Source organism: Rhizobium beringeri, assembly GCF_004306515.1.
Taxonomy (GTDB): Bacteria; Pseudomonadota; Alphaproteobacteria; order Rhizobiales; family Rhizobiaceae; genus Rhizobium; species Rhizobium beringeri.
This window is the reverse complement of the sequence record NZ_SILG01000005.1, coordinates 147,809-170,615: the sequence shown is the minus strand read 5'-3', so window position 1 is coordinate 170,615 and position 22,807 is coordinate 147,809. Positions and strand designations below refer to the sequence as shown.

The window sequence follows — 22,807 nt, the reverse complement described above, 5'->3', positions numbered from 1 at the left end:
CGGCGGCGGTATCGATCAATATGACGTTGTGGGGGAGGGTTACTCTGCCGCAATTCCGTAAGCGGTATCAGGATCCTCAGTGCTGGTGTCAGCGGCGGCATCGTCCAAGTCTTCGAGCTCGGTGTCGGCTGCGCTGCCGCCGTCCTCGGTTTCCGGAACATGCGGTTTGACCAGTGCGCGATCCTCGATCGACGGACCAGACCCACCGTCGGCGCCGTTCTCGATGCCGCCGATCGGCCGGTCGGCAGGTGCATCTTCGTCCTCGCTGCCATGCTCCATGTTCTTGGCCAGCCACTCGGCCAGCTTTGCGTCATCGGGTGCGAAGAGGGCTGCCGGATGCACGAAGCGTTCTTCCTTGAAGTGCTCGACAAGGGCAGCCCGGGTGTCCCTGACGCGCGGGCGGGGGGCGACACTGGTGCCGCCGCAGGACGCTTCCAGCGCCGGGCGGGAGAGGCACGCGAGGAACTCCTCCGTGCCCATGTTCGGAAGATAGGTGTCGGCGCCTATGGCATCGCCGGCGATCCGGGCGACAATGCCGCTGTCCGTGCGGTTGGTCCGCGCCGACAGTGCGTCGATCAGTGTCAACCTGGCCACGACACGAAGCGTATCCGTGTCGAATTCCAGCTCGCCGCTTTCACCTATCATCGGGACCGCGTGCCGGGCAAAACGCCTGGAGCCGTAGACATGGTTAGAGGTTTCGGAGCCGGAATCTACCGAGACGTTCTGCCCGGCGAATGCGAGGACGAGCAGCGCCATGAGGGTATCGTCCTCAATCGGCGCTCGTGCCAGTGCCTCGTGCAGAGCGTCTGTGCGGAAATCGCCGATCATCTCGAGGCCGTTTCGGGTCACGTCGGGACGGGTCTTCGCTGCAACGTCGATACCTTCGTTTTCGTCCTCGCCGCCGGGGGCGGTCGGATCGCCCTTTCCCTTCGCCTTCTTGATCTCCGGCAACCGGAAATGGGCGGACTGCACCTTCCCCTCACGATCAAGATACATGGCGGTGCAATCGCCTTGGCCGGGCTTGCCGTAGACACGCTCCGCCTTCGGCGGCAATTGCGGTTGGCCCCAATTGTTGAGCTCGACGATGGAACCCTTCTTGGGAAGATTGCTGCTCATCCATTCCTGCTGCGCACCGAGGAATGCTTCGACGTTGGTGGTATAGCGGTTATCCTCGTCGGCCGGTCCGAACAGGTCTTCCGCCCATTCGATGCCATAGGCCTGGCGGAGATCGTCGCCGAAACTCGCATCGCGCGCGAACATGCGGGTCTTGGTGAGGCCGTTGGCGATCGCCCACCAGGATGCTGTGTCACTCTTCTTCGTCTTGTGTGCCTTCCAGACTTCCTTCTGCTCGTCGAGTGACGCCGCGGAAATCGTGCGAAGCTGCTGCTCGCTCGGCATGTCGCCCTTGGCCATGTGATCGAGCATCGCAGGCAGGACATTGGCGAGCAGACGAAGCTTGCGGATCTGTCTGACCGGCAACGCCAGCGCGATCGCAATCGCCTCCTCGGTCCAACCGAGTGCAACGAGACGCTCGATGCCCCGCCATTGGTCGACCGGATTGAGGGGCTCGCGCGCGATGTTTTCGATCATCGATCGCATCGCGCCATTGTCGTTGGCCGCCTCGACGACGATAACATCGATTTCCTCGATGCCGGCGGCGATGGCCATGCGCGTGCGCCGGTGGCCCGCTTCGATGACATAGCCGTTGCCGCTGGCTTCGGCGAAAATGACGGGCGGCTGGATGACGCCGACAGCCTTGATGGTCGCAAGCAGCAGCGCGTCGGCCTGGGGCGTCGACTTCGACTGACGAGTATTGTCGGGATTGTCCTTCAGCGCACGCGGATCGACTTTCATGAGTTGCATGGGAATGTTCCTTTTTCCGGGGATGCGGACGCGGCCTTCTGCCGGTCCTTCCTGTCTTCATTTTTTTCTGAAGACACCTCCCGGACCGCAAAGCGGCGCGACCGGCGCAACTGCGGGCGAGCTGCCCTGCCGCGAAGGATAAGCGGGGCCAACAGCCATGCGAAAGACGAGTGGCCGGGATGCGGAGTGCCGCGGTTGAGCGCCAGCGGCGGCGGGAGGACCGATCTGCGACCGGTTTTCCTTCCCTTTCCCCTTCTCCTTTCCCAACTTCTTCTGATAAGCGCTCTGCTACAGAGCTCGGAATCTGGGTTGAGCGGGAACAAAAAAATGGGCCGTCGGAAGAACCGAGGCCCATGAAGTGTGAAGGTTATTTAACCTCCAGAGGGGAACAGCTGTTGCGGCGGCACTGGGAGGAGACCGCCATGTGCATCAGCTGTGTGCACTATGATGATATTTTGATCAGATGGAAACCATTTATTGTGCAATGCACCTATGCATATGCTGCACTGCTTCCAAAATCAGGCTGCCTCCCTGGTAGGGGCACCTGCTTCGCACGCCTCGGCTGCGAGCTCGGCCTCAACCTCCCGGAGCTGGCGACGCTTTTCGGCCAGCTCACTCGCGAAGGCAAAATCGCCACCCTGACGGGACTGGTAGGAAGCAAGACGCCGGCGCGCTTCCTCCAGCCGCTGGCGATAGCGTTCCCGCTCCCGTCGAAATCATCCAACGCATGCTCGAGGCGGGAGACGGCGCCGAGCGGCGTCACCGTGACGGCGAGATCGATCTCGTAGTCCGCGCCCGTGCGCTGAAGCATGGTGGTGTAGCGATAACCGTCAGACTTGCCGAAGCGCTTGCCATCGTAGACGAGTTCGAAGCCACCAATGGAGGCGATGACGATCTCATACTCCTGTTGAAGCTGGACGAGGGTGAGGATTTCCTTCATCAGCGGGGCTTGTCGCAAACTTCCACAGAGGCCGCGGCTATCCCCTGAAGGACGCTATTTTCATGTTTTGTTAACCTTTATAAGTCCGAAGAGGCGCGCAACCAAATTGTTTTGCTCGTTGATCGTCCAGCCGCCGGAAAAGCCGAAGCCTTTTCTCAACCACAGTATCGGCTCGAAACCGGCAATCGTTCGCCGCGCCGTGTTGAAGGATTGGAAGCCGCCGATCTTCGGCATGTTCTTTTTCACACGGAAATGATCGCTCTCAATGCCTTGTTGCAGGTGCTTGGTCGCATAGTGCACGGGGGCGGGCTGTAGGAGCCCGTCTTCAACCGAAGCTTTGATCGCCGACGGGAAGGTATTGGCACCATCTGTGCAGATCTTGTTCGGCGACAGTAAGGGTTGATCTTTCAGCGTCTTGCGGAAGAACCGCTTGGCGGCTTCGAGATCTCGCTTTGCAGAAAGCAGGAAATCCACCGGGTTGCCATGCTTATCGATGGCTCGGTACAGATAGCGCCATTTGACGCGGATCTTAACGTAGGTCTCGTCAATCCGAACCGATCCGCAATGCGGCCGGCGAAACTGGCGAAGACGCTTCTCGATCATCGGCGCATAGCTCAATACCCAGCGGTTGATCGTGCTATGATCCCTCGAAGCCGCGCTCTTCGAACATTTCTTCCAGATCACGATAGCTCAGGGGATATCTCAAATACCAGGTGACCGCATGTACGATCAGCCATGCCTCGAAATGCCTGCCTTTGAAATCATCCTTCGACTGCCGCTTCAGCTTTTCGGCAATAGCATTTAGAATCATCCGTACGCTCCACAACATTTGGAGCGGAAATTTCTCCTCCGACGGTCAACATACCGTTAAGCGCAAAAATTTGCGACAGGCCCCTCTTTAACGTTCCCCGCCACGATATTCCATCCACCCACCATCGAGAACTGCGAGCAACTGCCATGCAAGCATGGCGCCAAATCGCCCGCCTTCACGCCGAATGAACCAAAGCCTCACTCCCAGATCTTGTTTTCACAGCCTTAAGTTTACGGTGCCAGCCCTTCTGTAGGATGCCCCTACTGAATCCCACCTTCGCTGACATGGAAATGGCCCTGCCGCTCGATGCCCGTCAGGAAGGTGGTTTTGTGGACGCCGGCAGAGAGAATCTCCGCGTATGCCAGTTCCTCACTCTCCGGCGCATCGCCGCCCAGCACGCGGCCTGTCATCGTCTTCGGCGCGTCGATGCCCAGCAGTGACAGGATTGTGGGCGCAATGTCCGTGATTGAACTCGGAGCATCTGAAACCCGGCCCTGCGCGAGTCCCGCGCCGTAGCCCGCGAGAACGGCCGTGAACTCGCCGCGATGCAGCCCCCCATGCGTGCCGCCGCCTATCCGCAGATCGTTGTCGCCGGGGTCGTAAAAGACCGAATCCACATGCCCGGCCTGATCGGTCTGATTGTCGGCAGGCGTTTTCCCGAGGTGCACGAACAGGCCAGGAGCGCGCTCGCCGCCCGCACCCAACAGTTCCAGCGCAAGACTGCCATCCACCGTGCCGCTGGTGCTGCCCGGTTCACTGGCAGGGCTGAATGCGCCGCCGAACCATACCTGTTCCATCATGAAGTCCCGTATGTCCCGCAGTAAGGCCGGGTCATCATGTTTGAGCCACAGGCCCACGGCGCGGCCCGGTCGAACAAGCACCTGCGTTGCATGATCGTTGAACGATGCCGCCGCCTTGAAACCGGCCTGACAAAGAGCGTCGGCCACGTTGACTGTGCCGCCGATCGTCACATGGCCATGATCGGAAACGATAAACAACGTGATGCTGTCGCGCTCCGGCTGGGCGTCCCGCCATGCCCGCAGCTCTCCAATTACATCATCGCAGGCCCGCATAATCTCTCGTAGCTGGGTCGATTGCAGGCCGTGCAGATGGCTGACGCTATCGACTTCGGTGCACCATAGAATGGTGGCGGCGGGCTTGTCGTAGGGCCATACTTCGCGCTCAAATACCCGGAACGCCGTCATTGGTCCATCGGCGGAGATGCCCCCGGCCGGGATTTTCAGGGAACGATGGGCGCGGGCGGCAAACGAATGCGGGTAGCCGATCTGGGGATGGCGGACATTGAACCCGGTTTGTCCGCGCTGCTGGCCCTTCCAGTTCAGCGCGGGCAGAACGCCGGGGCCACTCGACGTGACGACCGCAAACGGCCGTCCCGCTTGGTGTAGAACTTCCGAGATCGAGGGCACTTTCACCAGGTTGCCCGCTAGGCGTTCATCCGCCGCCCACCAATCATGCGTGGTTTCTGTGAACACTTGATCGGGGCTGGTCCCCCGGATATAGAATTGGTTTCCGGCAATCCCGTTCACCTGCGCGGTTGCGCCAGTGGCCAAGGCCGTGAGCGCCCCCCGCGTCTCGCTGGGGAACACAGTGGTATGACGGCGGTTCCACGTTCCGTCGCTGGCCAGCGCCGCAAGATGGGGCATGGTGCTTTCAGCGACCAGATCGGGCCGCAGGCCGTCAATTCCCAGCACCACGACATGGCGCGCGTTATTGGCCATTGGTGTTTTCTTCCATGTTGTTCGTTTCGTTCTTTTGTGGATAAACCACGCGCACACCTGCATCCTTGAACCCATCCGCAAAGCGGGCGGGCGGTGGCTCGTCGGTGACGATGGTCCCAATGTCCGACAGGGACGCCGAGACATAAGCTCCTGACGCGCCGAATTTGCTATGGTCAGCAACGAAGATGCGACGGCGGCTGCGCTCAAACAGCAGTCGCTTGAAGCGTTGCAGGTACTTGCTTGACTCTACCAAGCCATGCACCGGGTCAACGCCGTAGGCTGCAATGATGGCCGTGTCGAAAATGCACTCGGAAATGGCCTCTAGTACTTGTTCGCCCATTAGCGCGCCATTGGCATAGTCGTACTCCCCCCCGGTGAGCGTGACCCGGTGCTTGAGGCCGCTTTGCAGCACTTCCGCGATGGCCGGCATGTTCGTCATGACCGATACCGCAGGGCCATCGTTCAACGCCTTTGCGACGGCCAGTGCTGTGCTGCCGTGGGTGATGAATATCCAGCCGTCCCGGGTCGCGGTTTGCGCTGCCAGCTTTCCAATCACGGCTTTTTCTGCACTCAGGCTGGCCAGCCGCGACGGCAGCGGCGCGGCGCGGGAAACTGGGATTGCGCCCCCATGCACCCGCGTCAGCAGGCCGTCCTTTTCGAGAAGGACCAGATCACGACGGACGGTTTCCATCGTCACCGAGAAGCGCTCGGCCATTGCGGCAATTCCGATGCCTTCGCCTGTGCGAAGCATATCAGCTATGGCTTGCAGGCGGCTTGCTGCCGGTAGTTTCGTCACAAATTCCTCACTCTACACGATGGAGTCGGCCGCGCTTACAACCGATATGTTGTCATTTTTGGGAATAATTGCCTTTCAAATATCTGTCAACGGCTCTTTCATGACAGTTTTCGCGCGCATACACTGAAAATGCCTGCCATTCCTTCATCTCACCTTATGTGCTCCAAGCAAAAGCGCACTTTCCTGGCACGTATTTTCTGTAATTGCCAATTTATGCCAGATATTGTCACATTCTTGTAAAGAGTAGCCGTTAGTCGGCAAGGCTTCATTTAATTGCTAGTTCCCGCGAGAGGAAACCGGATGATTAGGAAACGGATGACTGCCTATCTGACTGTAGGTGTCGCTTGCCTGGCCATGCCATTTGGCGCGCATGCTGACGAAATGGATGATCTTGTCGCGGCTGCAAAGGCCGAAGGGCAATTGACGGTTATTGCCCTCGGGCATGATTGGTGCGGCTATGCTGCGCTGATTCAAGGCTTTAAAGATAAATACGGCCTCACCGTAAACGAACTCAGCCCGACCGCCGGATCCGGTGAAGAATTGGCAACGATCAAGGCTAATATAGGCAACAACGGCTCGCAGGCGCCGGATGTCATCGATGTGGGCCTTGTTTTTGGCCCCATTGCGCAGAAAGAGGGCTTGCTGCAATCGTACAAGGTGCAAACGTGGGACGAAATCCCGGCCACCGCCAAAGACCCCGAAGGGCAATGGTACGGCGACTATTACGGCGTGCTTTCTTTCGTCGTGAATAAGGACGTTATCTCAAAGTCTCCAGCCGATTGGGCTGATCTTCTCGACCCCGCCTATCGCAAGAGCGTTTCACTGCCTGCTGACCCGCGAACCGCCAACAATTCCATCCTGAGCGTCTATGCCGCGGGCCTTGCAGCCGGCGCGCAGCCGGGCGCGGCAGCAGCCCGCGCTGGGCTCGAGTTCTACCGCCAATTGAAGGACTCCGGCAATCTCGTTCCCGGTTTCGGCTCTGCAGCATCCATCGCCAAGGGCGAAACGCCAATTACCACGCGCTGGGATTCCAACGGCATCACCTATGCCGAAAATTTCAAGGGAAATCCGCCACTGGACACCATTGTCCCGGCAAGCCTTACCGTGGCTGGCGTTTATGCCCAAGCCATCAGCAAGTACGCGCCGCATCCGCATGCCGCCAAGCTCTGGATGGAGTACCTTTATTCCGACGAGGGGCAACTTGGCTACCTCAAGGGCCTTTGCCACCCCATCCGCTTTGACGCCATGCGCAAATCCGGCAAAATTGCCGATGACATGCTGACCAAGCTCCCGGCGACAGGTAACAATCTAGTATTTCCCGAGTTGTCCCATCTAGTGGAAGCCGGCGAAGTGATTGCCAAGGAATGGACTTCAACCGTAGGCGCAGGCAGCAAATAAGTTGAAACCACAGTCCACACACGGCAAGCCCGGCGCGAGTGGCATTCGCGCCGGGCTGGCAGGTACCTCATCCCTCAAGTCCATTGACTGGCCCGCACTGCTTGCCACGGCCCCGTTTTTCATGTTTGCCATCGTCATGATGGTGATGCCCACCGCGGCGCTACTGGCCACGGCCTTTGTTGATAAGCAGGGAGGTTTTACGTTAGCGAACTTCGCGGAGATCATCACGCCGGAGGTTGCCGACGCCTTCATGGCTTCGGCCAAAATCTCCGCCGTCACCGCCGTTCTTGGAACGGTGCTCGGGCTCGTACTGGCCCTCACCGTTGGCCGGCGCATGACCAGCCAGAAGGTGAAGGCCGCCGTTATGAGCTTTTGCGGCGTGGCCTCGCATTTCTCAGGCATACCCCTTGCCTTCGCCTTCATCGCCACTCTGGGGCGGCTTGGCCTCGTGACTGTGTTTTTACGGAAGGCCTTCGGCATCGACATTTACGCGGCAGGTTTTGAGCTTGCCAGCTTTTCCGGCTTGACGCTTACCTACCTGTTCTTTCAGGTCCCGATTGCATTCACGATCATCATGCCCGCCGTTGACCGGCTTTCCACACAGACACGTGAGGCGGCCGAGATGTTGGGTGCCACGGCTACCCAGTATTGGCGCTTTGTTGGCCTGCCAATCCTCTGGCCAACAATCCTCGGGGCGTTGGCATTGTTGTTCGCCAATGCATTCGGGGGCGTCGCAACGGCCTACGCGCTGACAGGAACGGCGGTGAACGTCATCCCGATCTTGCTCTACGCGCAAATTCGCGGCGACGTGCTGCACAACGAGCAGCTTGGCGCCGTCCTAGCCTTGCTCATGGTATTTGTCATGACGGTGACCATTTCTCTTTACCTGATGCTTCGCGTGCGCTCCGAACGGTGGATGAAATGAAATTCGTCCTGCGCTATTCCCCTTGGACCATATTCGCCATCGCCGCAGTGTTCTTTCTGATGCCGCTTTTCAGCACGGCGGAATTTTCATTAAGCATCCGGCGCGGCGTATATTCGCTTGAGGCTTACGAGTCGGTTTTCTTAGACCCGGAATTTGCGGCCAGCTTCTTCTATTCGCTGATAATAGCAGTATTGACGATTATCTTTGGCACGATCATCGTGGTTCCGATGGCCTATTATGTCCGGTTGCGCCTCCAATGGCTGCGGCCTGTGGTGGAAATCTTCGTGATGCTGCCCATGGTCGTGCCGCCTATCGTGCTTGTCTTTGGCTATCTGCGGCTGTTTTCGTCATCGTCGGTGCTGCCGCTGGCCGATAGCAGCGCTGGTGCGAGCATCCTGCTTATCTGCGGCTGTACCACATTATCTCTGCCGTACCTCTACCGCACGATTGATACCGGCTTGCAGACGATTGACGTTCAGACGCTGACGGACGCCGCTGGCATTCTCGGCGCTCGGCCATTCGCGACAATCAGGCTGGTGATCTTCCCGAACATCTTGCCTTCCGTCATGGCAGGCGCATTCCTGACCTTCGCGGTCGTGATGGGGGAATTCGTGATTGCTAGCCTTTTGACGCGCCCGGCTTTCGGCACCTACATTCAAAAAATCGGCATGAGCAAAGCCTATGAGCCTGCGGCCCTGACCATCCTGTCTTTTGCCATCACTTGGGGCGCACTGGCCATGATGAACGTCATGACGCGGTTTTCGCGGCGAGCAGGGTAGGGTTTCCTCTCATTCTTCTGGTGTGAACGGTATCCTGTATCTGAAGGCTCTGCAGATACAGGTCCGTCACGCCAAGATGCATGGCATCGAGCTGAGGCAGAGCGATACGCGTCTGACGAAAGCAGCGGCGGTGCGCGCCGGCCGTTATGCCCATGCCCGGCAATTCCGCCGCATGCGCCGCGAACTGAAGCGCCTGCGCATCTCTCTTGGCTGCGTCTTGCGCGATATTGGCCGCAAGGTCGCCGGCAACGTCGAACTGGAGCGGACTTTTGCCCGGCTGTTCGGTCTTATCGAACGGCTGCTGGCGCAAAAGCCGAAGGACAAGAACAAGGTCTATGCGCTGCATGCTCCCGAGGTCGTCTGCTTCTCGAAGGGCAAGGCTCGCGCGCCATTCGAGTTCGGTTGCAAGGTAGGGTTCGCGGCGACGGACCGCGAAGGGCTGGTTCTGGCGGCCAAGGCATTCGAAGACAATTCCTATGGCGGGCACACCCTCTCACATCCCGTCGACCAGGCTGTTGCCATGGGTGGTATCCGGATCGCATCTACGTCGAGGAATATCGCGGTCATGATTACACCGGATCGGCGTCGGTGATGATTGCCGGAAGCCGGCGCGGGCTGACGCCGACCATGCGACGGGAGCTGAAACGACGATCGGCCATCGAGCCCACCATCGGCCATATGAAGACCGATGGCAGGCTGGACCGGAACTTCCTTCTCGGGCACGATGGCAACACCATCAATGCGCTGCTCGTCGGGGTAGGTCACAATCTGCGCCTCATCCTGGCCAAACTGGCCCCTTTGGCGTGCTTCATCAGGGCCGCGCTTAACGTTCTCATGGCGAAATCGGATACTTCTCCAGATCTTCCCAACCGCCAGAAGATCAATGATTTAAGCCTTTGTTCAGGCCGACTAATTAGGGGCTGGCGGGCGAAAAGACCGCTTCCGGTTTTACACTTTCGTCGGTAATGGCGCGGGCGAAATGCTCCTCGTCCGCGAACATCCGAAGCCAAGTTTCAATCGAAATGGCTTTCCAGGCGTTTTGAACGGTACTACGGGTGACCTCGCGCACGAGCTCTTCCCTTACCAGAGCCAGATTTTCATAATCGTAGACGTCCCGCTTTTGCGCCGCGGCGGAGTTGAACAAGAGATCAAATGTCGTCAACAACCAAGTCCGCATTGCGCTGTCATACATCAGCTGCTGTATTCGTTTCGGTCGCTTTACAATCTCCTCGGGCAAAAACATCGCCGACGCTTGGCGCAGGATAAGCTTATTTCCTTTGTCGTTGACCTTCTGGGCGTCAGGAATGCGCATTGCGGTTCGGACGACGTGGGTGTCGGCATACGGCATGCGCAGATCGATGCCAAAACGAGCGGCTAGCATTTCCTGGGCACCCATCCGCTCGTCCCGCCTATCCATTGTGGCGATAAGTTCGGCATGCAAGGAACCGTGAGAAGGCGACCGCGTCCGCAGCGTCGCGTGGGTGCCGCTTGCTGCCCCCTTGAGGATTGTAAGGCTTCCATTTGGGGCCGATTCCTCATCAGTTGGCCGCCCGTTAAGGCTCTTCCACAACTGTGTGTGGAAGTTCATGCCTCCAAATAATGTATCCGAGAGATTGCCAGAAAATAGAACATCGACATGCAACCCTGCCATCTCGCAAAGCCCGAACAAGCATGGATACTCGTCATAGCCCCCGGGGTTCTCCATCGCCCACATCGCTTCTGGAAGCAGTCGTGAAAATTCTGATGGTTCCAGAAATAGTTCGTGATGCTCCAGTCCCAAAACCAACGCGGTCAACCGGGCGCCTTCGATCTCGGGGTCTCCTCCGTTGTGACCAACAGTGAACGACTTGACCGTGATTTGCTTCATGGAGCGAGCGACCAACTCTGCGATTAGAGCTGAGTCCACTCCGCTACTCAGCATTATGCCCACCGCTGGCGGTTGATCGGCGCCGAGCCTTTCCACAGCGCTCAGCAAAGCGTCTGCGACCACCTCCACCGGTACGAAAGCATCCGCTATCGCAGGCGTGATCGATGATGCCGCCTCCGATGGAAAGGAATTGTCTTCATAGCTGACCTTCGACCATTTTCCGGGCAAAACCGGCTTTACCTCGGAAAAGAATGTTAGCCCGCTCGGCACCCACCCGGTTCGTTCGAATCCCTTGATCGCTTCCAGGTCGATTGATCGATCAAAGCCAGGCAATGCCCGAAGGCATTTGTATTCAGTGCAGAAGGCTAGGCCCCTTCCGATCCGCGTGACATAGAGGGTGTTGACCCCGATGTTGTCACGGAGGAAACGAATCTGTTGCTTCGGTATGTCGACCAGTGCGATGCAATAGTGACCATTTACTGCATCTGGGGCGTCCAGCTTGCCTAGTGCGTAAAGCTCCGCAAGATCCGCGGCCATCGAGACCTGTTTTCCTTCGACAGAAGGGGATCCGGTATAGGCCACCATCAACTCTGGATCCTTGAAGATTCTACCAGGCAACCTACTGACCGTGGTTAGTGAAATGTCGGCCCCTTTGATCGTGTCGACGTAACTTCCCCGGTGTTTCAGCATCCTGGAAAATAGTACGGGGTCGACAAGTGGCATGCCGATCGAGCCAAACATTGCGTCCACGATAATCCTCTCCTGTTCGATGGCTAAAATGACGTGCTAAACTCGAATTGTGCTTTTGTTGCTTAGCCGGATGTCTTTTCGTGACCTCCGGCAGTTCATGTGAAACGGTGTCACAAAAGGGTGGTATTATCGGGATTACGACGACGTAAAGCATCGAACGAATTCGGTAGTAAAGAATTGCAAGAATAGAGACCGATCCTGAGACATTTGTTTACTGAAGAGCGAGAAGAGCGCTCATCGCGGTAATGAAGACTGCCGAAAGGACAATCCAAGTCACATTCATCTTTGGAAATCGGATCGACGAGAGATGTAACCCGCTCATGATGACCGCAACGGCGCCCATCAGCAGGATCAGGTGATCCGTTACGATTTGGGAGCCGAGGTAGTACGACAGGGCGAATACGAGGATGTTGTGGGGCAGCGGCACCCCGACGAAAGAGCCTCCCGACAGTCCGAACGCTTCGAAGTAGCTCAGCCGCAAAATGCCCGCGGCACAGATGAGTAGCCCCGCGAACGTCGGGAATGGTGCCGCCTCACCCAATGAAGCGAGAAAGATCAAGGGAAAGACACCAGCGGATAGGAAATCTCCCAACGCGTCCATCGCCTTTCCGACATCGCTCATCCCCGGTTGGCGATGGTGCATCCTGCGGGCAACCAGACCATCCAACGAATCTGCCAGGTGGCTCCAGAGAACGCATATCAGGGCGAGGTTGTATTTGCCCATCACTGCCATCGCGCATGCGGACATTGCTAAAAGAGCTCCGACGAACGTTATCGCGTTCGGCGGATCCAGGAGAATTCCCATTATGGGTTGGCGGCGTTCTTGTTCCATCGACGATACGTTGGTCATGATTGTTCCTCGTAGCCTTGTTGGCGAAGATCGGTGCTCGTGCATTGTCGAGTCCCAACTGGAACAAACGATGCTCCTCTGCCGCTTATGCAACTAAGCCGAGCAAGCTGCTTAAATTGCAATCCCTTACCACCAATTACCCGACCATCAATCGTCATTATGCTCTCCTCACCAACAATCTTAAACGGATGTTTGGCCAGACCTGAAAAATTCGGAGGACAGGTTTAACCGCAGCAATTCGCGTTGGATGTGCTCGACAGATTTATCTTCTTTCTCCAATCGCGGATCCAAGAACATGCCAACCATCCTCCCGCTGTGCGCAACTTGAAGGCCGAAGGCGTTCGTGGATTGGGACAGTTCCAAGAGCGAATCGAAGTGCGGCTGTGGCAGGTACCGCTGATTAATGACAGCGCTTCGCGTGGCCATTTCCCCCAATTCACCAAGGCTCCCGTTTTCTAGCGCTCGCCGTAGTAGCTTCCGCAGGTCTCCGAACTCCCTGATCTCGTCCCCTGTATATCTGGTCGGCGGATGGGCTAATGTGTCAACGGGGTGGTTAGGAGCTACGTTCACACTGATCAGCGAGAACTCGGGTATTCTGCTTTCGAAGCGCTCGAGCACAGTGCCCTCTCGCGGACAGATGAGCCTGGGATTTCCAGTAAACATGGTGCCGTCACTGGCCACCTCGGCTCGAACAGCTAGGCGAAAGATCGTGCTAGCCTCTAGCTGCAGTCCAAACAGTCGAGCCGTTGCGCGGATGGTCGCAACAACGTCCGTTGTTGATGAGCCTAAGCCGAATCCTTCTGGAATATTCGAATTCACGGTGACCTTGATTCCCCTGCCAGTATACCCGATCCCACCTAGAAGGAGCCTCGCCGCCGCTCCCGATTTTGTTTTGTGCTTAGGGCGGACGAGGACTTCGATGCCATCAATCGGCTCAGCGACGGCAATCGAGTACCGAGGTGGGAAGGGAAGCGTCACTAGGCCTCGGTGCAGCCGACTATCTTCGCCTCGGAAAACGCCTTGGAGGATTTCGCCGTGGTGGCCAATTGCAAAGCCGCTCGCGTACATGATAAACCTCTTATGATGATCGTAGCCAGTTGTTGCCGGCAGCCGCGACCCAGGATTCTGCTTCTTCGAGGTCTTCTGGGGTGTCGATCTCGAACGCGGTGACGTCGAAGCTCTCTGTCTCGATAATCCCTAGCCGGTATTTCGAACCGAGCGAGCGAGCGAGGATATCCTCATAGTAGAGTGCCGTTTCGCCTCCCGAAATCGCGTCCCTCATGTTTCGATAGAAATCGAGTACAAACTCGTTCGAGCGAAGGAGGTATAGGCTGATCGTCTTGCGATCGCTTGGAAGGGTTTCGTCGCAGTTGCGCGTGACAACTATGTACCACTCCCCATCCATCCCCCGCCGCAAGACAGTCCCCGTTTCTTTAGGTCGAAGTGGGCGGGTAGGAACCGTTATGTCAGCACCGTCCGGCTGCAACCAGTGGGCGGGAAAGTCGGAAAGGAGAACATCGCAATCCGATAGGATAACGGCTCTTCCAGGGACAAGCGCCAGGCCCAAGGACGTAATGTTGTTCTCAGATCGGTATCGAGGGTTTTCGACGATATCGATGTTCATCGCTCCCGAGGTGCTGCGAACGTGCGCGATCAACTTATCGCCGAGAAAGCCGACCACGACTGTTGCGTTCGAGACACCGGCCCGCTGCATTTGACTGAGCAGGCGTGACACCAATGGCTCGCCGGCGACTTCGATAAGCGCCTTCGGACGATTGGCGGTTAGATGACCGAGACGTCTTCCCATTCCAGCGGCGAGGATGATTGCTTCCGATATATTATGACCCGTTCGGGAAGAGCTATTCAGCTTAGCTCGGTGGCGACCCACCTGCCCATACTCGCCAGGTGTTGTCGCCGATCCATCATTGTTGTAAGCCATTGTCCACCTCCATACACTGATCTCCTCCACCCCGCTTAGGCTCGAGCTGCCATCTGTGGCGATGAAGAATCCGCTAATCACCTAGGCAAACCTCATGCCAAAATGGCAAAGTGCTTTGAAACAAGACCAGATAGACCCGGATGTACGACATTGTCAGAACTCTCGTAACTAGTGTGTTGGTTTCCACGCAGAAGTGAGCCGGTTAGGCGCATAATTTCCATTGAGAATTGAGCCATGTGAACCTTCCCCCAACGCGGTGAGCGGCGGGGGCAACGGAGTGATCCACATGGGACTTTTGAACATCATCCGCCGGATGGCGCTGCGCGAGAAGCAATCGATCCGAGAGATCAGCCGGCGCACTGGGCTGTCACGCAACACGATCGCGAAGTATTTGAGTGCCGGTACGATCGAGCCGACGTTCACGGTACCGGAACGACCGAGCAAGCTTGATCCTTTTGCCGACAAACTTGCTGGCTGGCTAAAGACCGAGGCCGGGAGGTCACGCAAGCAGCGCCGAACGCTGAAGCAGCTTCATGCTGATCTGATGGCTCTCGGCTTTACCGGATCCTATGGTCGGGTCGCCGCGTTCGCCCGTGACTGGCGGACTGAGCAGCAGACGGCGGGCCGCGGCATATTCGTTCCTCTGTCTTTCCGCCCAGGCGAAGCATTCCAATTCGATTGGAGTGAAGATTATGCCGTGATAGGCGGCGAGCGCACGAAGCTGCAGGTTGCCCACATCAAACTATCACACAGCCGGGCGTTTCTGATCAGGGCCTACCTGCTGCAGACGCACGAGATGCTCTTCGACGCTCACTGGCACGGGTTCCGCGTGTTCGGCGGCGTGCCTGGTCGCGGCATTTACGACAACATGAAGACCGCGGTCGATCGTGTCGGCCGTGGCAAGGAACGGCAGGTCAATATCCGTTTCCTCGCGATGACGAACCACTACGTCTTTGCCCCTGAGTTTTGCAATCCCGCCGCGGGTTGGGAAAAGGGTCAGGTCGAGAAGAACGGTCAAGATGCCCGACCACGGTTGTGGCAACAGATGCCGGACTTTCCAGATCTGGCGCAACGAAAGTCGAAGCCGGCGGTCGTCACGACTAACTTTGACACGTTTTTCGAAAGATCGCTGATGCAGTCATATTCGCCGGAGTTTGCGACCGCCGAGAGTGCCGCGGGACAGGATATTCCTGCGCCTGGAAGCAGCAGGTTCCATGGCATCGTCCATCTCCATGGAAGGCTCTCTGATCCTCAGCTGGGCCTTTCTCAAACCGAGTTGGTGCTGACAAGCGCCCAATATGGCGAAGCCTATCTTCGCGCAGGGGCCCAAACTCAAAGCACGACATTTTGACAATCAGAAGACTGAAGCGAAGATTGGCGTCCGTGTTCTTAACCGGATGACAGAGCTTGGCCGGCCCTAGTTCGAGCGCGTTGCATGAAAATGCAGTGGATAGGGGTAGCCTCTGCTATCTTCTGACCATCGAAGCGATGCTCCTCTTACTCGCGAAGCTTCGTGTCTCAGGTGAACCTATTCCTCCGCCCAAGGGGCGCTTGACGGAACAGCGGACTCCCCCCAGCCGCTGTTCAATTAGAAAAGCCTGCCGCACCTCCTCCTGCGGCAGGCTTTCGCGTTTTCCGAGACGATCAAGCTCTCAGCTCAGGCGCTCAATTAGATGTGCGGAAAATTGAGTTTTGGCATGTTGGTCTTACCGCGGCCCCGGTGCGGATCAGCTCTTCGAGATCGAGTGGCTTGCCCTTGGTCACAAGTTTCTCGGCTTTCGCATTCGCCGCCTTCTCGAGCGCGCAGAGGGCAGTCTGTGCTCCCCAACATTCGCAGCCGAAAAGCTCTGCCGATGGGCGACATGCGGTTAACCAGAAAATTTGCGACAGGCCGAAATTCTGATTGAGTTCTGCGAAGGAGATTGAGTTCAAGAGCAATCGCTGATCCCCGAACTTGGTTCCTAATGCAAGCCAGACGAACCGTTTATCTTCCAAGATCCATCTGATGGACAAGCGACACCATTGAACCGAGTCACGCCCTCGAGACTTTGCTTGCTTGTGACGAAGTCGCGGCATCCATTTGGATTGTTTGTACCCGGCCGGACCTGCTCGATCACCCCGGCGCTGCCAGTTGACGGGTTGGCCCACGCTAGCGGATCAGAACCGACCGTCGCCCGACCCACGGTTTCGGCTATCACCGTTTGGTCAGTGATCGGAACTGCCGCCGCAGCAACCGGAGCACCTGTGGACGTCTGGAGCGGTTCGGTGTTTGAGCAAGCGGTAAGCACCAGCGCAGGGAACACGATGGCAATCTGGATCTGTTTTGAAAGCATTGAGTGATAAACCATCCTTTCGGACGCTGCAGATGACATCATATTGTGACCAGATGCGGGCGCCATTGACTGCTCATTTCGCGGACAACGACGAAAATCTCCAACATAATGGTTCAAATTCTCAAAGACCCAATAGGCTGGCTCGTAATTGCCCCATCTTCAGGAAATCGGTGGCGGTGCGCCAATGGCTACCGCCATTACTCCGTGAGGAGTCCTGGCGATCCTCAAACGGGGTCGGTGTGGGGCAGAGTGACTGACGAGTTTTCGCCAGCATTTCGGTTGAAGTAGCGGACCTCTGAATGCTAGCATACTGTCTCTTAGGACAAGGGCCCACCACTTCGGAAGAACCGGGCGGCAAAGCGCTTGATGCGCAAGCTCCTGAAAACACAAGACCGTCCGCCCCGTGTAATGATCACCGACAAGCTACGTCCTATGGTGCGGCGAAACGAAAGAGCACACCAGGCCTCAATCATCGTTCTCACAACCGACTGAATAATAGGGTGGAGAATCCTCATCAACCCATCCGACGACGGGAGAGGATCATGAAGCGCTTCAAAGTATCTCGACAGCTTCAGCGTTTTCGTTTCCATCCACGACCGGATCAGCAGACACGCAGATCTTCACCCAGCCGGAACATAGTAACGTCCCGGGTTTCGAGCACCGCTAACAAAACTGCGTATCCGCATCTTCAGGCTCAAGCCGCACACCATTCGGCAGCGACGCTGTCAAACATAGGCGTGTCGATGTCTGCCGAGCTTTCCGCCGGGGCCTCCATGCGCGAAGCCTCCTGGAACATTATCTCGCGCATCCAGATGCTTCCGGGGTCGGAATTGTGAAGCAAGGGCCACTGCACAGCCTCCGTGAACCAGAGGGAAGGCAGCGGATGATCGACGATCTGGAGGCGGATGGTGGGTTCGAAATGTCTGACGAGCCGCAAGGGAAGGGTTGCTATCCGATTCGTCCCCTGAAGTAACATCGGGATCGCGTTAAAGCCCTGGACCACGATTTCGATACGCCGCTTAAAACCGTGCTCTAGCAACAGCCATTGTTCAATGGATGGCTTCAAAGTACGTCCAAACATGGCCGCGACGTGTCCCAGCGACATGAATCGCTCGAGGGAAAGCTTCCCGCGCAGCTGCTGATTGTTAGGGCAGCCGACGCATACGAGCTTCTCCTCAAATAGCTTCGCACTGGGATGAGCGGCAGACATGAACTGATCTGGAAAAATCAAAAAATCCAAATCTCCACTGCGCAGACGCTCGTCCGGATCATCATTGATGTGAAGCAATTCAAAACTGACGCCGGGTGCCTCGCGCGCTACGCGCTTTATCACCTTTTCGAAGAATACGAGCGTCATGAAATCGGACAGTACGATTCTGAAGCGCCGGTTAGATTCCGCTGGGACTAATGGATCCCACGCAATGACAGAGAGCTGAATCTGCAGTAGAGCTTCGCGAACTGCAGGGGCGAGCGCCTCGGCTCGCGGGGTCGGGACAAGTCTACGCTGCTGCATCACAAACAGCTCGTCATTGAAGTAGGCGCGCAACCTAGCGATGGCTGCGCTCATGGCTGGCTGACTAAGGTTGATGCTGCGCGCCGCTGCCGTGAGCTTCCGCTCGGTCATCAAAGCATTGAGAGCGACGAGAAGATTTAGGTCCAGGCCCTTAAAACGCATTCCACCACACCTTGATGGTCCCATCAATATCGGGGCACGATCTCCCTCCTAACGAGTGTGGAGGCGAATGTGGCGCCTTCAATGAGAACTGTCTCCACTGGATGACCGCGGACTTGACCGCCGGTTCACCTTATCTTCTCGTATTATGGTATACCATCAACCGCAAGTCAAGCTTCCGCGGACTCTCTGTCTGACACCTCGATGAAGTCGTGGTACGCAGGGAGAGCAATCCCCCGCTTTATGGCGCAGCTTCTCGCCGAGAAGAAGTTCCAAGCGCGATGTCACGTTGTTTCATCGACGCCTCGGTAAAGAGCCGTGGTGGTGAGCGTTGCAGAAAGGGCGGATCTTAGTCCGTCAGGTGAGGTTTAGAGAGACGAGCGTATTGGTCATCACCTCCGAGGTGAGGATCTAATTTACCCACCTAATTTGTTGGGGTTGTCTAGCAAGAGGGGGAAACTCATCGGGCTGCTTGACAGGTTGGTACGCGAACATAATTGCTTTAAACCTTCCCACGGACCAACTACCGATCTTGCGATCGAACCTTCGAGATATTTGTATTAATACTTTAACGAACTAAGTATTTCTGTTTGTACCGCAAAAAACCAAAATACAGAATCGCATTCGAGCGCGACAATCATGTATATCACAAAATATATTATTGTTTTATATTGATCTACGCCAAGGTGCCGTCTAGATGTGGCGTACGAGCGGCCGGAGTGTGCCCCGGGTAGCGACAAGAGGCCTAAATGACACGACCTAACACCCTGACGATGCGGACTTTCGTTGCGGTGAAGATCGCGCGACCCAAGCGAAGGATGAGAGATGGCCGGATTTTTGAGAAAGTTGCTGCCGAAACGGTTCCGCAAAGATGGGCTCACCATCCCGGTCGTTAAATTGCAGGGCGCAATCGTCGCCGGCGGCGGCCAGTTCCGGCCGACCCTCAACCTCGCCAATGTCTCTCCGGTTCTGGAAAAGGCCTTCGCCATGAAGGACGCACCGGCGGTCGCCATCTCCATCAATTCGCCGGGTGGCTCGCCCGTCCAGTCGCGCCTGATCTTCACCCGCATTCGCGAGCTCGCCCGCGAGAAGCAGAAGAAGGTTCTGGTCTTCGTCGAGGATGTCGCCGCCTCGGGCGGTTACATGATCGCGCTGGCCGGCGACGAGATCATCGCCGACGCCACCTCCATCGTCGGCTCGATCGGCGTCGTCTCCGGCGGTTTCGGCTTTCCCGAACTGCTGAAGAAAATCGGCGTCGAACGCCGCGTCTATACGGCGGGCGAAAACAAGGTGATCCTCGATCCTTTCCAGCCGGAAAAGGAAAAGGACATCGAGTACCTGAAGAGCCTGCAGCTCGAAATCCATCAGGTCTTCATCTCCATGGTGCGCGAACGTCGCGCCGGCAAGCTGAGGGACGATGCGGCGGTGTTTTCCGGCCTGTTCTGGAGCGGCACGCGCGGCCTCGAACTCGGCCTGATCGACGGCCTCGGCGACATGCGCCAGGAGCTGAAAAGGCGCTACGGCCAGAAGACCAAGCTGGAGCTCGTCACCGCCGGCCGCGGCCTGTTCGGCCGCCGGATTCCCGGTGTATCGCCGGTCTCGCTCGAAGGTGCTGCATCCGGTCTCGCGACGGGGCTTGTCGAAGCGGCGGAAGAGAGAGCATTGTGGAGCCGTTTCGGACTTTGAAGGGGTGCGGTGCCGGTCCATGGTGGTGGACGCCACACATAGGCGCGATCGACATCGCCCCTTGGGGTATTGTCACGTTAACTGGGTTGCGGTTGCCTGCCTGACGGGTTGCGCATAATTTTCGGCAATGCAGACATCAGATATCAGTTTTAAGCGTCACCGTTTTCCCCCGCAGATCATTACTCACGCCGTCTGGCTTTATCTGCGGTTCAACCTTAGTCAGCGTGAAGTTGAGGAAATGCTGCTCGAGCGTGGAATCGACGTGTCATACGAGACAGTCCGCCGCTGGATCGCCAAGTTCGGACCCCAGATCGCACGCAACTTGCGGCGGCGGCAGGCGCGCCCCGGCGATATTTGGTATCTGGACGAAGTCGTCGTGAAATGCGCTGGAGAGAAATCCTGGCTCTGGCGTGCGGTCGATCAACATGGCACTGTTCTCGAAGAGATATTGCAGAAGCGGCGTGATAAAAGGGATGCAGCGAAGCGCGTGCTGGTGGCGTTAATGAAGCGCTATGGCTTTGCTCCCAAACGGATCATCACCGATAAGCTCCGCTCCTACGGTGCAGCAAAGGCGGAAGTGGCACCCGGCCTTGACTATTGATCGCACAATGGCCTCAATAATCGGGCCGAGAACAGCCATCTGCCGTTTCGAAAACGGGAACGAACCATGCAAGGCCACCGATCACTAGGCACGTTGCAACGGTTCGTCTCCATGCACTCAGCGACCCGCAATTGCTTTTCGGTTCCGTCCCGTCGCGGCACAGCGCAAACAATTCGCTACCATCGGCTCGAAGCTTTCGATGCATGGAAAATTGCGGCCTGTGTCGCCTGAATATCCACGAGCCGCTGGCATTTCCAGCCAGAGAAACTTAACGTGACAACACCCACCAACGCGGTGACGCCCAGGCCGAAGCCGGACGACAATGCGCTGCTGCCGAACATATCGAGGGTGAAGGGATCGTGGGACATGAAAGCTCCTTTTCGAGGATGTGCGCCATCTCCCACGGGACAGGTCCCGCGGCTGCGAAGGCGGATGAAATTGAGGTGAGGAAATTTGGACCTGGTTCGTCCGGCGGCAGCGATCGCGAGCTACGAGCGCGTGATTACGGAGCGCTGCATTGTTTCCGCGCAAACTCCGCCCGCAGATGCGTGGCTTCCGGGTTTGTGGAAAGCATGGCTTCCAGTCTCTCAGCGTCGATGAAGACGATGCCGTCGTCTCCCCGAAATACCGGCGCTTGTAGTCCCGGTAGTCCGGATTGGTCTTCGGATCGCACTCGTCGGCATAGACCGCGAGTGCCCTTTGGCCCTCTGCCAATTTTCCGTTGGAAAGCACATAGACGCCTTCATCGCCGACGATCCACAGGCCGTGCCGTTCGTCCTTATCCGGAAGCAGTCCATAGTGAGGATCGCGGAAACCGCCATTGGCTGCCGCGTCGGTGTGTCCGCGCGCGATCACTGCACGAACGTCGACCACGCTAAAAGTGAACAAGGCGTCCTCCTCACGCGGCAATCGGGGAGGGAAGGTGGCGAAGATGCACCGGCAGCTTCACAGCGCTCTCCCGTCGGTGAGTTCCTCGAGCAGCTTCAGGAAAGTGCCCTCGTTGCCGCCATAAAGCACGACGGTGCGCTTGCCGCGAGCGGACTGCGGCCACTTGTCTCCGGCATAGCCGCGGTAATCGTCGGCAGTCGTGCTCCAGATATGCTCGAGCCGCTCTTGCCGCGTCATGGACCGGACGGCTTTCGCGCTCGATGATGGCGACGCGCATCGTTTCGACGGATGCCTTGTCGGAAAGATCAATAGCCATGGAAATATCGAATGGCCGCGTCGATCCTGAGCGCAAAGAACACGGATGTCACCGAGCCGGTCATGTATTCGCGTATCGCAAACATCGACCCTCGGACCCACAATGGCGGCAGGATCTCGAACATGTAATCATACTCGGTCTCGCCGATCTCGACCATTCGCCTGCGTAGAATGGTGCGGCATCACCATCCCAACGGTTTGGGCGCTGCGCGTGGCGATCGAACATGCGGAACATCTGCTGGCGGCTTGCGACGCCCTGAAAAACCTTGGCGCCGACATCGCGACCGGCCGGGTCAAGGGACGGCTCCGCCGGGCGAAGCCTTCCCTTGGCGCTGCGGCACGCCACTTTCCTTTCTTTCCAGTTTTTGCTTTTCCCTGACTTTCAGGGTCTCGTTCCAATCCTCCTTGGGCGGGCGCAGCCGCGTCCAGTCGCACCCGGTATCCTCGGCGAGCGCCCGCAACCGCTCTGCAAACAGATCCCCCTGAGAATTGGCGTCGGTCGCAGCGACCAGCTGGGGCGTCAGGTCTGGCGGCCAATTCCCTCAGCGCGGCCTGCGTGGCCGGCGACCATCCGCCGCCGGTGCTGAGATAGAGCGTGCCGTCACGCAACGCCTCGATGGCCGCGAGACTCATGGCATCGATCGCGGCTTCTGTG

At 57.6% G+C, this 22,807-nt stretch carries 15 protein-coding genes and 10 pseudogenes; 10 read left to right on the top strand and 15 right to left on the bottom strand.

Translation table 11 applies throughout. From position 1 onward, the window contains the following. Window positions 1-39 precede the first annotated feature (39 nt). The 3 genes and pseudogenes from ELH03_RS33565 to ELH03_RS33550 all read right to left on the bottom strand — a co-directional run bounded on the left by ELH03_RS33565 (window position 40) and on the right by ELH03_RS33550 (window position 3,614). On the bottom strand, window positions 40-1,863 hold the full coding sequence (locus ELH03_RS33565; protein ID WP_130806910.1) for a ParB N-terminal domain-containing protein: 1,824 nt from the start codon (window positions 1,861-1,863) through the stop codon (window positions 40-42). Window positions 1,864-2,381: 518 nt separating this feature from the next. Further along, window positions 2,382-2,806: pseudogene (locus tag ELH03_RS33555) on the bottom strand (hypothetical protein); the annotation flags it as partial. A 57-nt stretch (window positions 2,807-2,863) separates the two neighbouring features. Then, a pseudogene (locus ELH03_RS33550) lies at window positions 2,864-3,614 on the bottom strand (IS6 family transposase). Between the two features lie 83 nt (window positions 3,615-3,697). Between ELH03_RS33550 and ELH03_RS38260 the strand changes: the two are divergent. Beyond that, window positions 3,698-3,802, top strand: a pseudogene (locus ELH03_RS38260) (IS6 family transposase); the annotation flags it as partial. Window positions 3,803-3,874: 72 nt separating this feature from the next. Here ELH03_RS38260 and ELH03_RS33540 read toward each other — a convergent pair. Both ELH03_RS33540 and ELH03_RS33535 read right to left on the bottom strand, forming a co-directional pair. Beyond that, entirely contained in the window at window positions 3,875-5,353 is a 1,479-nt protein-coding gene (locus tag ELH03_RS33540; RefSeq protein WP_130654310.1) for an alkaline phosphatase family protein, read from the bottom strand. Then, the gene (locus ELH03_RS33535; RefSeq protein ID WP_065276645.1) at window positions 5,343-6,149 is read right to left on the bottom strand and encodes a DeoR/GlpR family DNA-binding transcription regulator; all 807 of its coding nucleotides are present in this window, start codon (window positions 6,147-6,149) and stop codon (window positions 5,343-5,345) included. Before ELH03_RS33535 ends, ELH03_RS33540 begins: the two co-directional genes overlap by 11 nt. A gap of 315 nt (window positions 6,150-6,464) precedes the next feature. Here ELH03_RS33535 and ELH03_RS33530 point away from each other — a divergent pair, with 315 nt between their 5' ends. The 4 genes and pseudogenes from ELH03_RS33530 to ELH03_RS33515 all read left to right on the top strand — a co-directional run. Next, window positions 6,465-7,547 (top strand): ABC transporter substrate-binding protein, encoded by a 1,083-nt coding sequence (locus ELH03_RS33530; protein ID WP_065276646.1) that lies wholly within the window; start codon window positions 6,465-6,467, stop codon window positions 7,545-7,547. A gap of 1 nt (window position 7,548) precedes the next feature. Next, on the top strand, window positions 7,549-8,472 hold the full coding sequence (locus tag ELH03_RS33525; RefSeq protein ID WP_130654312.1) for an ABC transporter permease: 924 nt from the start codon (window positions 7,549-7,551) through the stop codon (window positions 8,470-8,472). Beyond that, window positions 8,469-9,251, top strand: coding sequence for an ABC transporter permease (locus ELH03_RS33520; RefSeq protein WP_065276647.1), 783 nt, complete (start codon window positions 8,469-8,471; stop codon window positions 9,249-9,251). The genes ELH03_RS33525 and ELH03_RS33520 overlap by 4 nt, the downstream gene beginning before the upstream one ends. Before the next feature lie 34 nt (window positions 9,252-9,285). Then, window positions 9,286-10,143 (top strand): annotated as a pseudogene (locus ELH03_RS33515) (transposase); the annotation flags it as partial. A 21-nt stretch (window positions 10,144-10,164) separates the two neighbouring features. On the opposite strand, the gene ELH03_RS33510 reads toward ELH03_RS33515, so the two are convergent. The 4 genes from ELH03_RS33510 to ELH03_RS33495 all read right to left on the bottom strand — a co-directional run bounded on the left by ELH03_RS33510 (window position 10,165) and on the right by ELH03_RS33495 (window position 14,657). Continuing rightward, window positions 10,165-11,859, bottom strand: coding sequence for an asparagine synthetase B family protein (locus ELH03_RS33510; RefSeq protein WP_130806992.1), 1,695 nt, complete (start codon window positions 11,857-11,859; stop codon window positions 10,165-10,167). A gap of 220 nt (window positions 11,860-12,079) precedes the next feature. Continuing rightward, a complete protein-coding gene (locus ELH03_RS33505) occupies window positions 12,080-12,718 on the bottom strand; it encodes a CDP-alcohol phosphatidyltransferase family protein (protein WP_027688361.1) in 639 nt (212 codons plus the stop codon). Between the two features lie 180 nt (window positions 12,719-12,898). Further along, the gene (locus tag ELH03_RS33500; protein ID WP_130654313.1) at window positions 12,899-13,786 is read right to left on the bottom strand and encodes a GHMP family kinase ATP-binding protein; all 888 of its coding nucleotides are present in this window, start codon (window positions 13,784-13,786) and stop codon (window positions 12,899-12,901) included. Window positions 13,787-13,796: 10 nt separating this feature from the next. Then, complete coding sequence (locus tag ELH03_RS33495) at window positions 13,797-14,657, bottom strand: phosphocholine cytidylyltransferase family protein (protein WP_245489769.1); 861 nt, start codon at window positions 14,655-14,657, stop codon at window positions 13,797-13,799. 286 nt (window positions 14,658-14,943) lie between these two features. Here ELH03_RS33495 and istA point away from each other — a divergent pair. Continuing rightward, window positions 14,944-15,723, top strand: a pseudogene (gene istA, locus ELH03_RS33490) (IS21 family transposase); the annotation flags it as partial. Continuing rightward, window positions 15,703-16,008, top strand: a complete 306-nt coding sequence (locus ELH03_RS38255) for an SIR2 family protein (RefSeq protein WP_197729038.1) — start codon at window positions 15,703-15,705, stop codon at window positions 16,006-16,008. The pseudogene istA and the gene ELH03_RS38255, both read left to right, overlap by 21 nt. A gap of 324 nt (window positions 16,009-16,332) precedes the next feature. Here the strand turns inward: ELH03_RS38255 and ELH03_RS33480 are convergent. Then, window positions 16,333-16,463 (bottom strand): annotated as a pseudogene (locus tag ELH03_RS33480) (SOS response-associated peptidase); the annotation flags it as partial. Between the two features lie 866 nt (window positions 16,464-17,329). Here ELH03_RS33480 and ELH03_RS38245 point away from each other — a divergent pair. Further along, a pseudogene (locus ELH03_RS38245) lies at window positions 17,330-17,629 on the top strand (DDE-type integrase/transposase/recombinase); the annotation flags it as partial. Window positions 17,630-17,684: 55 nt separating this feature from the next. Here ELH03_RS38245 and ELH03_RS33465 read toward each other — a convergent pair. Continuing rightward, the gene (locus ELH03_RS33465) at window positions 17,685-18,665 is read right to left on the bottom strand and encodes a LysR family transcriptional regulator (protein ID WP_033181974.1); all 981 of its coding nucleotides are present in this window, start codon (window positions 18,663-18,665) and stop codon (window positions 17,685-17,687) included. 822 nt (window positions 18,666-19,487) lie between these two features. On the opposite strand from ELH03_RS33465, the gene ELH03_RS33460 reads away from it, so the two are divergent. Beyond that, window positions 19,488-20,348 (top strand): S49 family peptidase, encoded by an 861-nt coding sequence (locus ELH03_RS33460; RefSeq protein WP_130806906.1) that lies wholly within the window; start codon window positions 19,488-19,490, stop codon window positions 20,346-20,348. Window positions 20,349-20,475: 127 nt separating this feature from the next. Further along, window positions 20,476-21,180, top strand: a pseudogene (locus ELH03_RS33455) (IS6 family transposase). On the opposite strand, the gene ELH03_RS37640 reads toward ELH03_RS33455, so the two are convergent. The 4 genes and pseudogenes from ELH03_RS37640 to ELH03_RS38845 form a co-directional block, all read right to left on the bottom strand. Beyond that, window positions 21,126-21,317: a hypothetical protein gene (locus ELH03_RS37640; protein WP_164903089.1), complete on the bottom strand. Its 192-nt coding sequence runs from the start codon at window positions 21,315-21,317 to the stop codon at window positions 21,126-21,128. The pseudogene ELH03_RS33455 and the gene ELH03_RS37640 sit on opposite strands and share 55 nt — an antisense overlap. Window positions 21,318-21,437: 120 nt before the next feature. Beyond that, window positions 21,438-21,837: pseudogene (locus ELH03_RS33450) on the bottom strand (DUF3085 domain-containing protein). A 10-nt stretch (window positions 21,838-21,847) separates the two neighbouring features. After that, window positions 21,848-22,387 (bottom strand): annotated as a pseudogene (locus ELH03_RS33445) (DUF1419 domain-containing protein). A gap of 58 nt (window positions 22,388-22,445) precedes the next feature. Then, window positions 22,446-22,613: a hypothetical protein gene (locus ELH03_RS38845; protein WP_438269954.1), complete on the bottom strand. Its 168-nt coding sequence runs from the start codon at window positions 22,611-22,613 to the stop codon at window positions 22,446-22,448. Window positions 22,614-22,807 lie beyond the last annotated feature (194 nt).

What these genes read in the sequence shown, in the direction of transcription:
- ELH03_RS38255 (WP_197729038.1), top strand. Translation starts at nt 15,703, where the DNA reads ATGCCGGACTTTCCAGATCTGGCGCAACGAAAGTCGAAGCCGGCGGTC.
- ELH03_RS33565 (WP_130806910.1), bottom strand. Translation starts at nt 1,863, where the DNA reads ATGCAACTCATGAAAGTCGATCCGCGTGCGCTGAAGGACAATCCCGAC.
- ELH03_RS33505 (WP_027688361.1), bottom strand. Translation starts at nt 12,718, where the DNA reads ATGACCAACGTATCGTCGATGGAACAAGAACGCCGCCAACCCATAATG.
- ELH03_RS33495 (WP_245489769.1), bottom strand. Translation starts at nt 14,657, where the DNA reads ATGGCTTACAACAATGATGGATCGGCGACAACACCTGGCGAGTATGGG.
- ELH03_RS37640 (WP_164903089.1), bottom strand. Translation starts at nt 21,317, where the DNA reads ATGTCCCACGATCCCTTCACCCTCGATATGTTCGGCAGCAGCGCATTG.
- ELH03_RS33465 (WP_033181974.1), bottom strand. Translation starts at nt 18,665, where the DNA reads ATGCGTTTTAAGGGCCTGGACCTAAATCTTCTCGTCGCTCTCAATGCT.
- ELH03_RS33540 (WP_130654310.1), bottom strand. Translation starts at nt 5,353, where the DNA reads ATGGCCAATAACGCGCGCCATGTCGTGGTGCTGGGAATTGACGGCCTG.
- ELH03_RS33460 (WP_130806906.1), top strand. Translation starts at nt 19,488, where the DNA reads ATGGCCGGATTTTTGAGAAAGTTGCTGCCGAAACGGTTCCGCAAAGAT.
- ELH03_RS33530 (WP_065276646.1), top strand. Translation starts at nt 6,465, where the DNA reads ATGACTGCCTATCTGACTGTAGGTGTCGCTTGCCTGGCCATGCCATTT.
- ELH03_RS33510 (WP_130806992.1), bottom strand. Translation starts at nt 11,859, where the DNA reads ATGTTTGGCTCGATCGGCATGCCACTTGTCGACCCCGTACTATTTTCC.
- ELH03_RS33500 (WP_130654313.1), bottom strand. Translation starts at nt 13,786, where the DNA reads ATGTACGCGAGCGGCTTTGCAATTGGCCACCACGGCGAAATCCTCCAA.
- ELH03_RS33520 (WP_065276647.1), top strand. Translation starts at nt 8,469, where the DNA reads ATGAAATTCGTCCTGCGCTATTCCCCTTGGACCATATTCGCCATCGCC.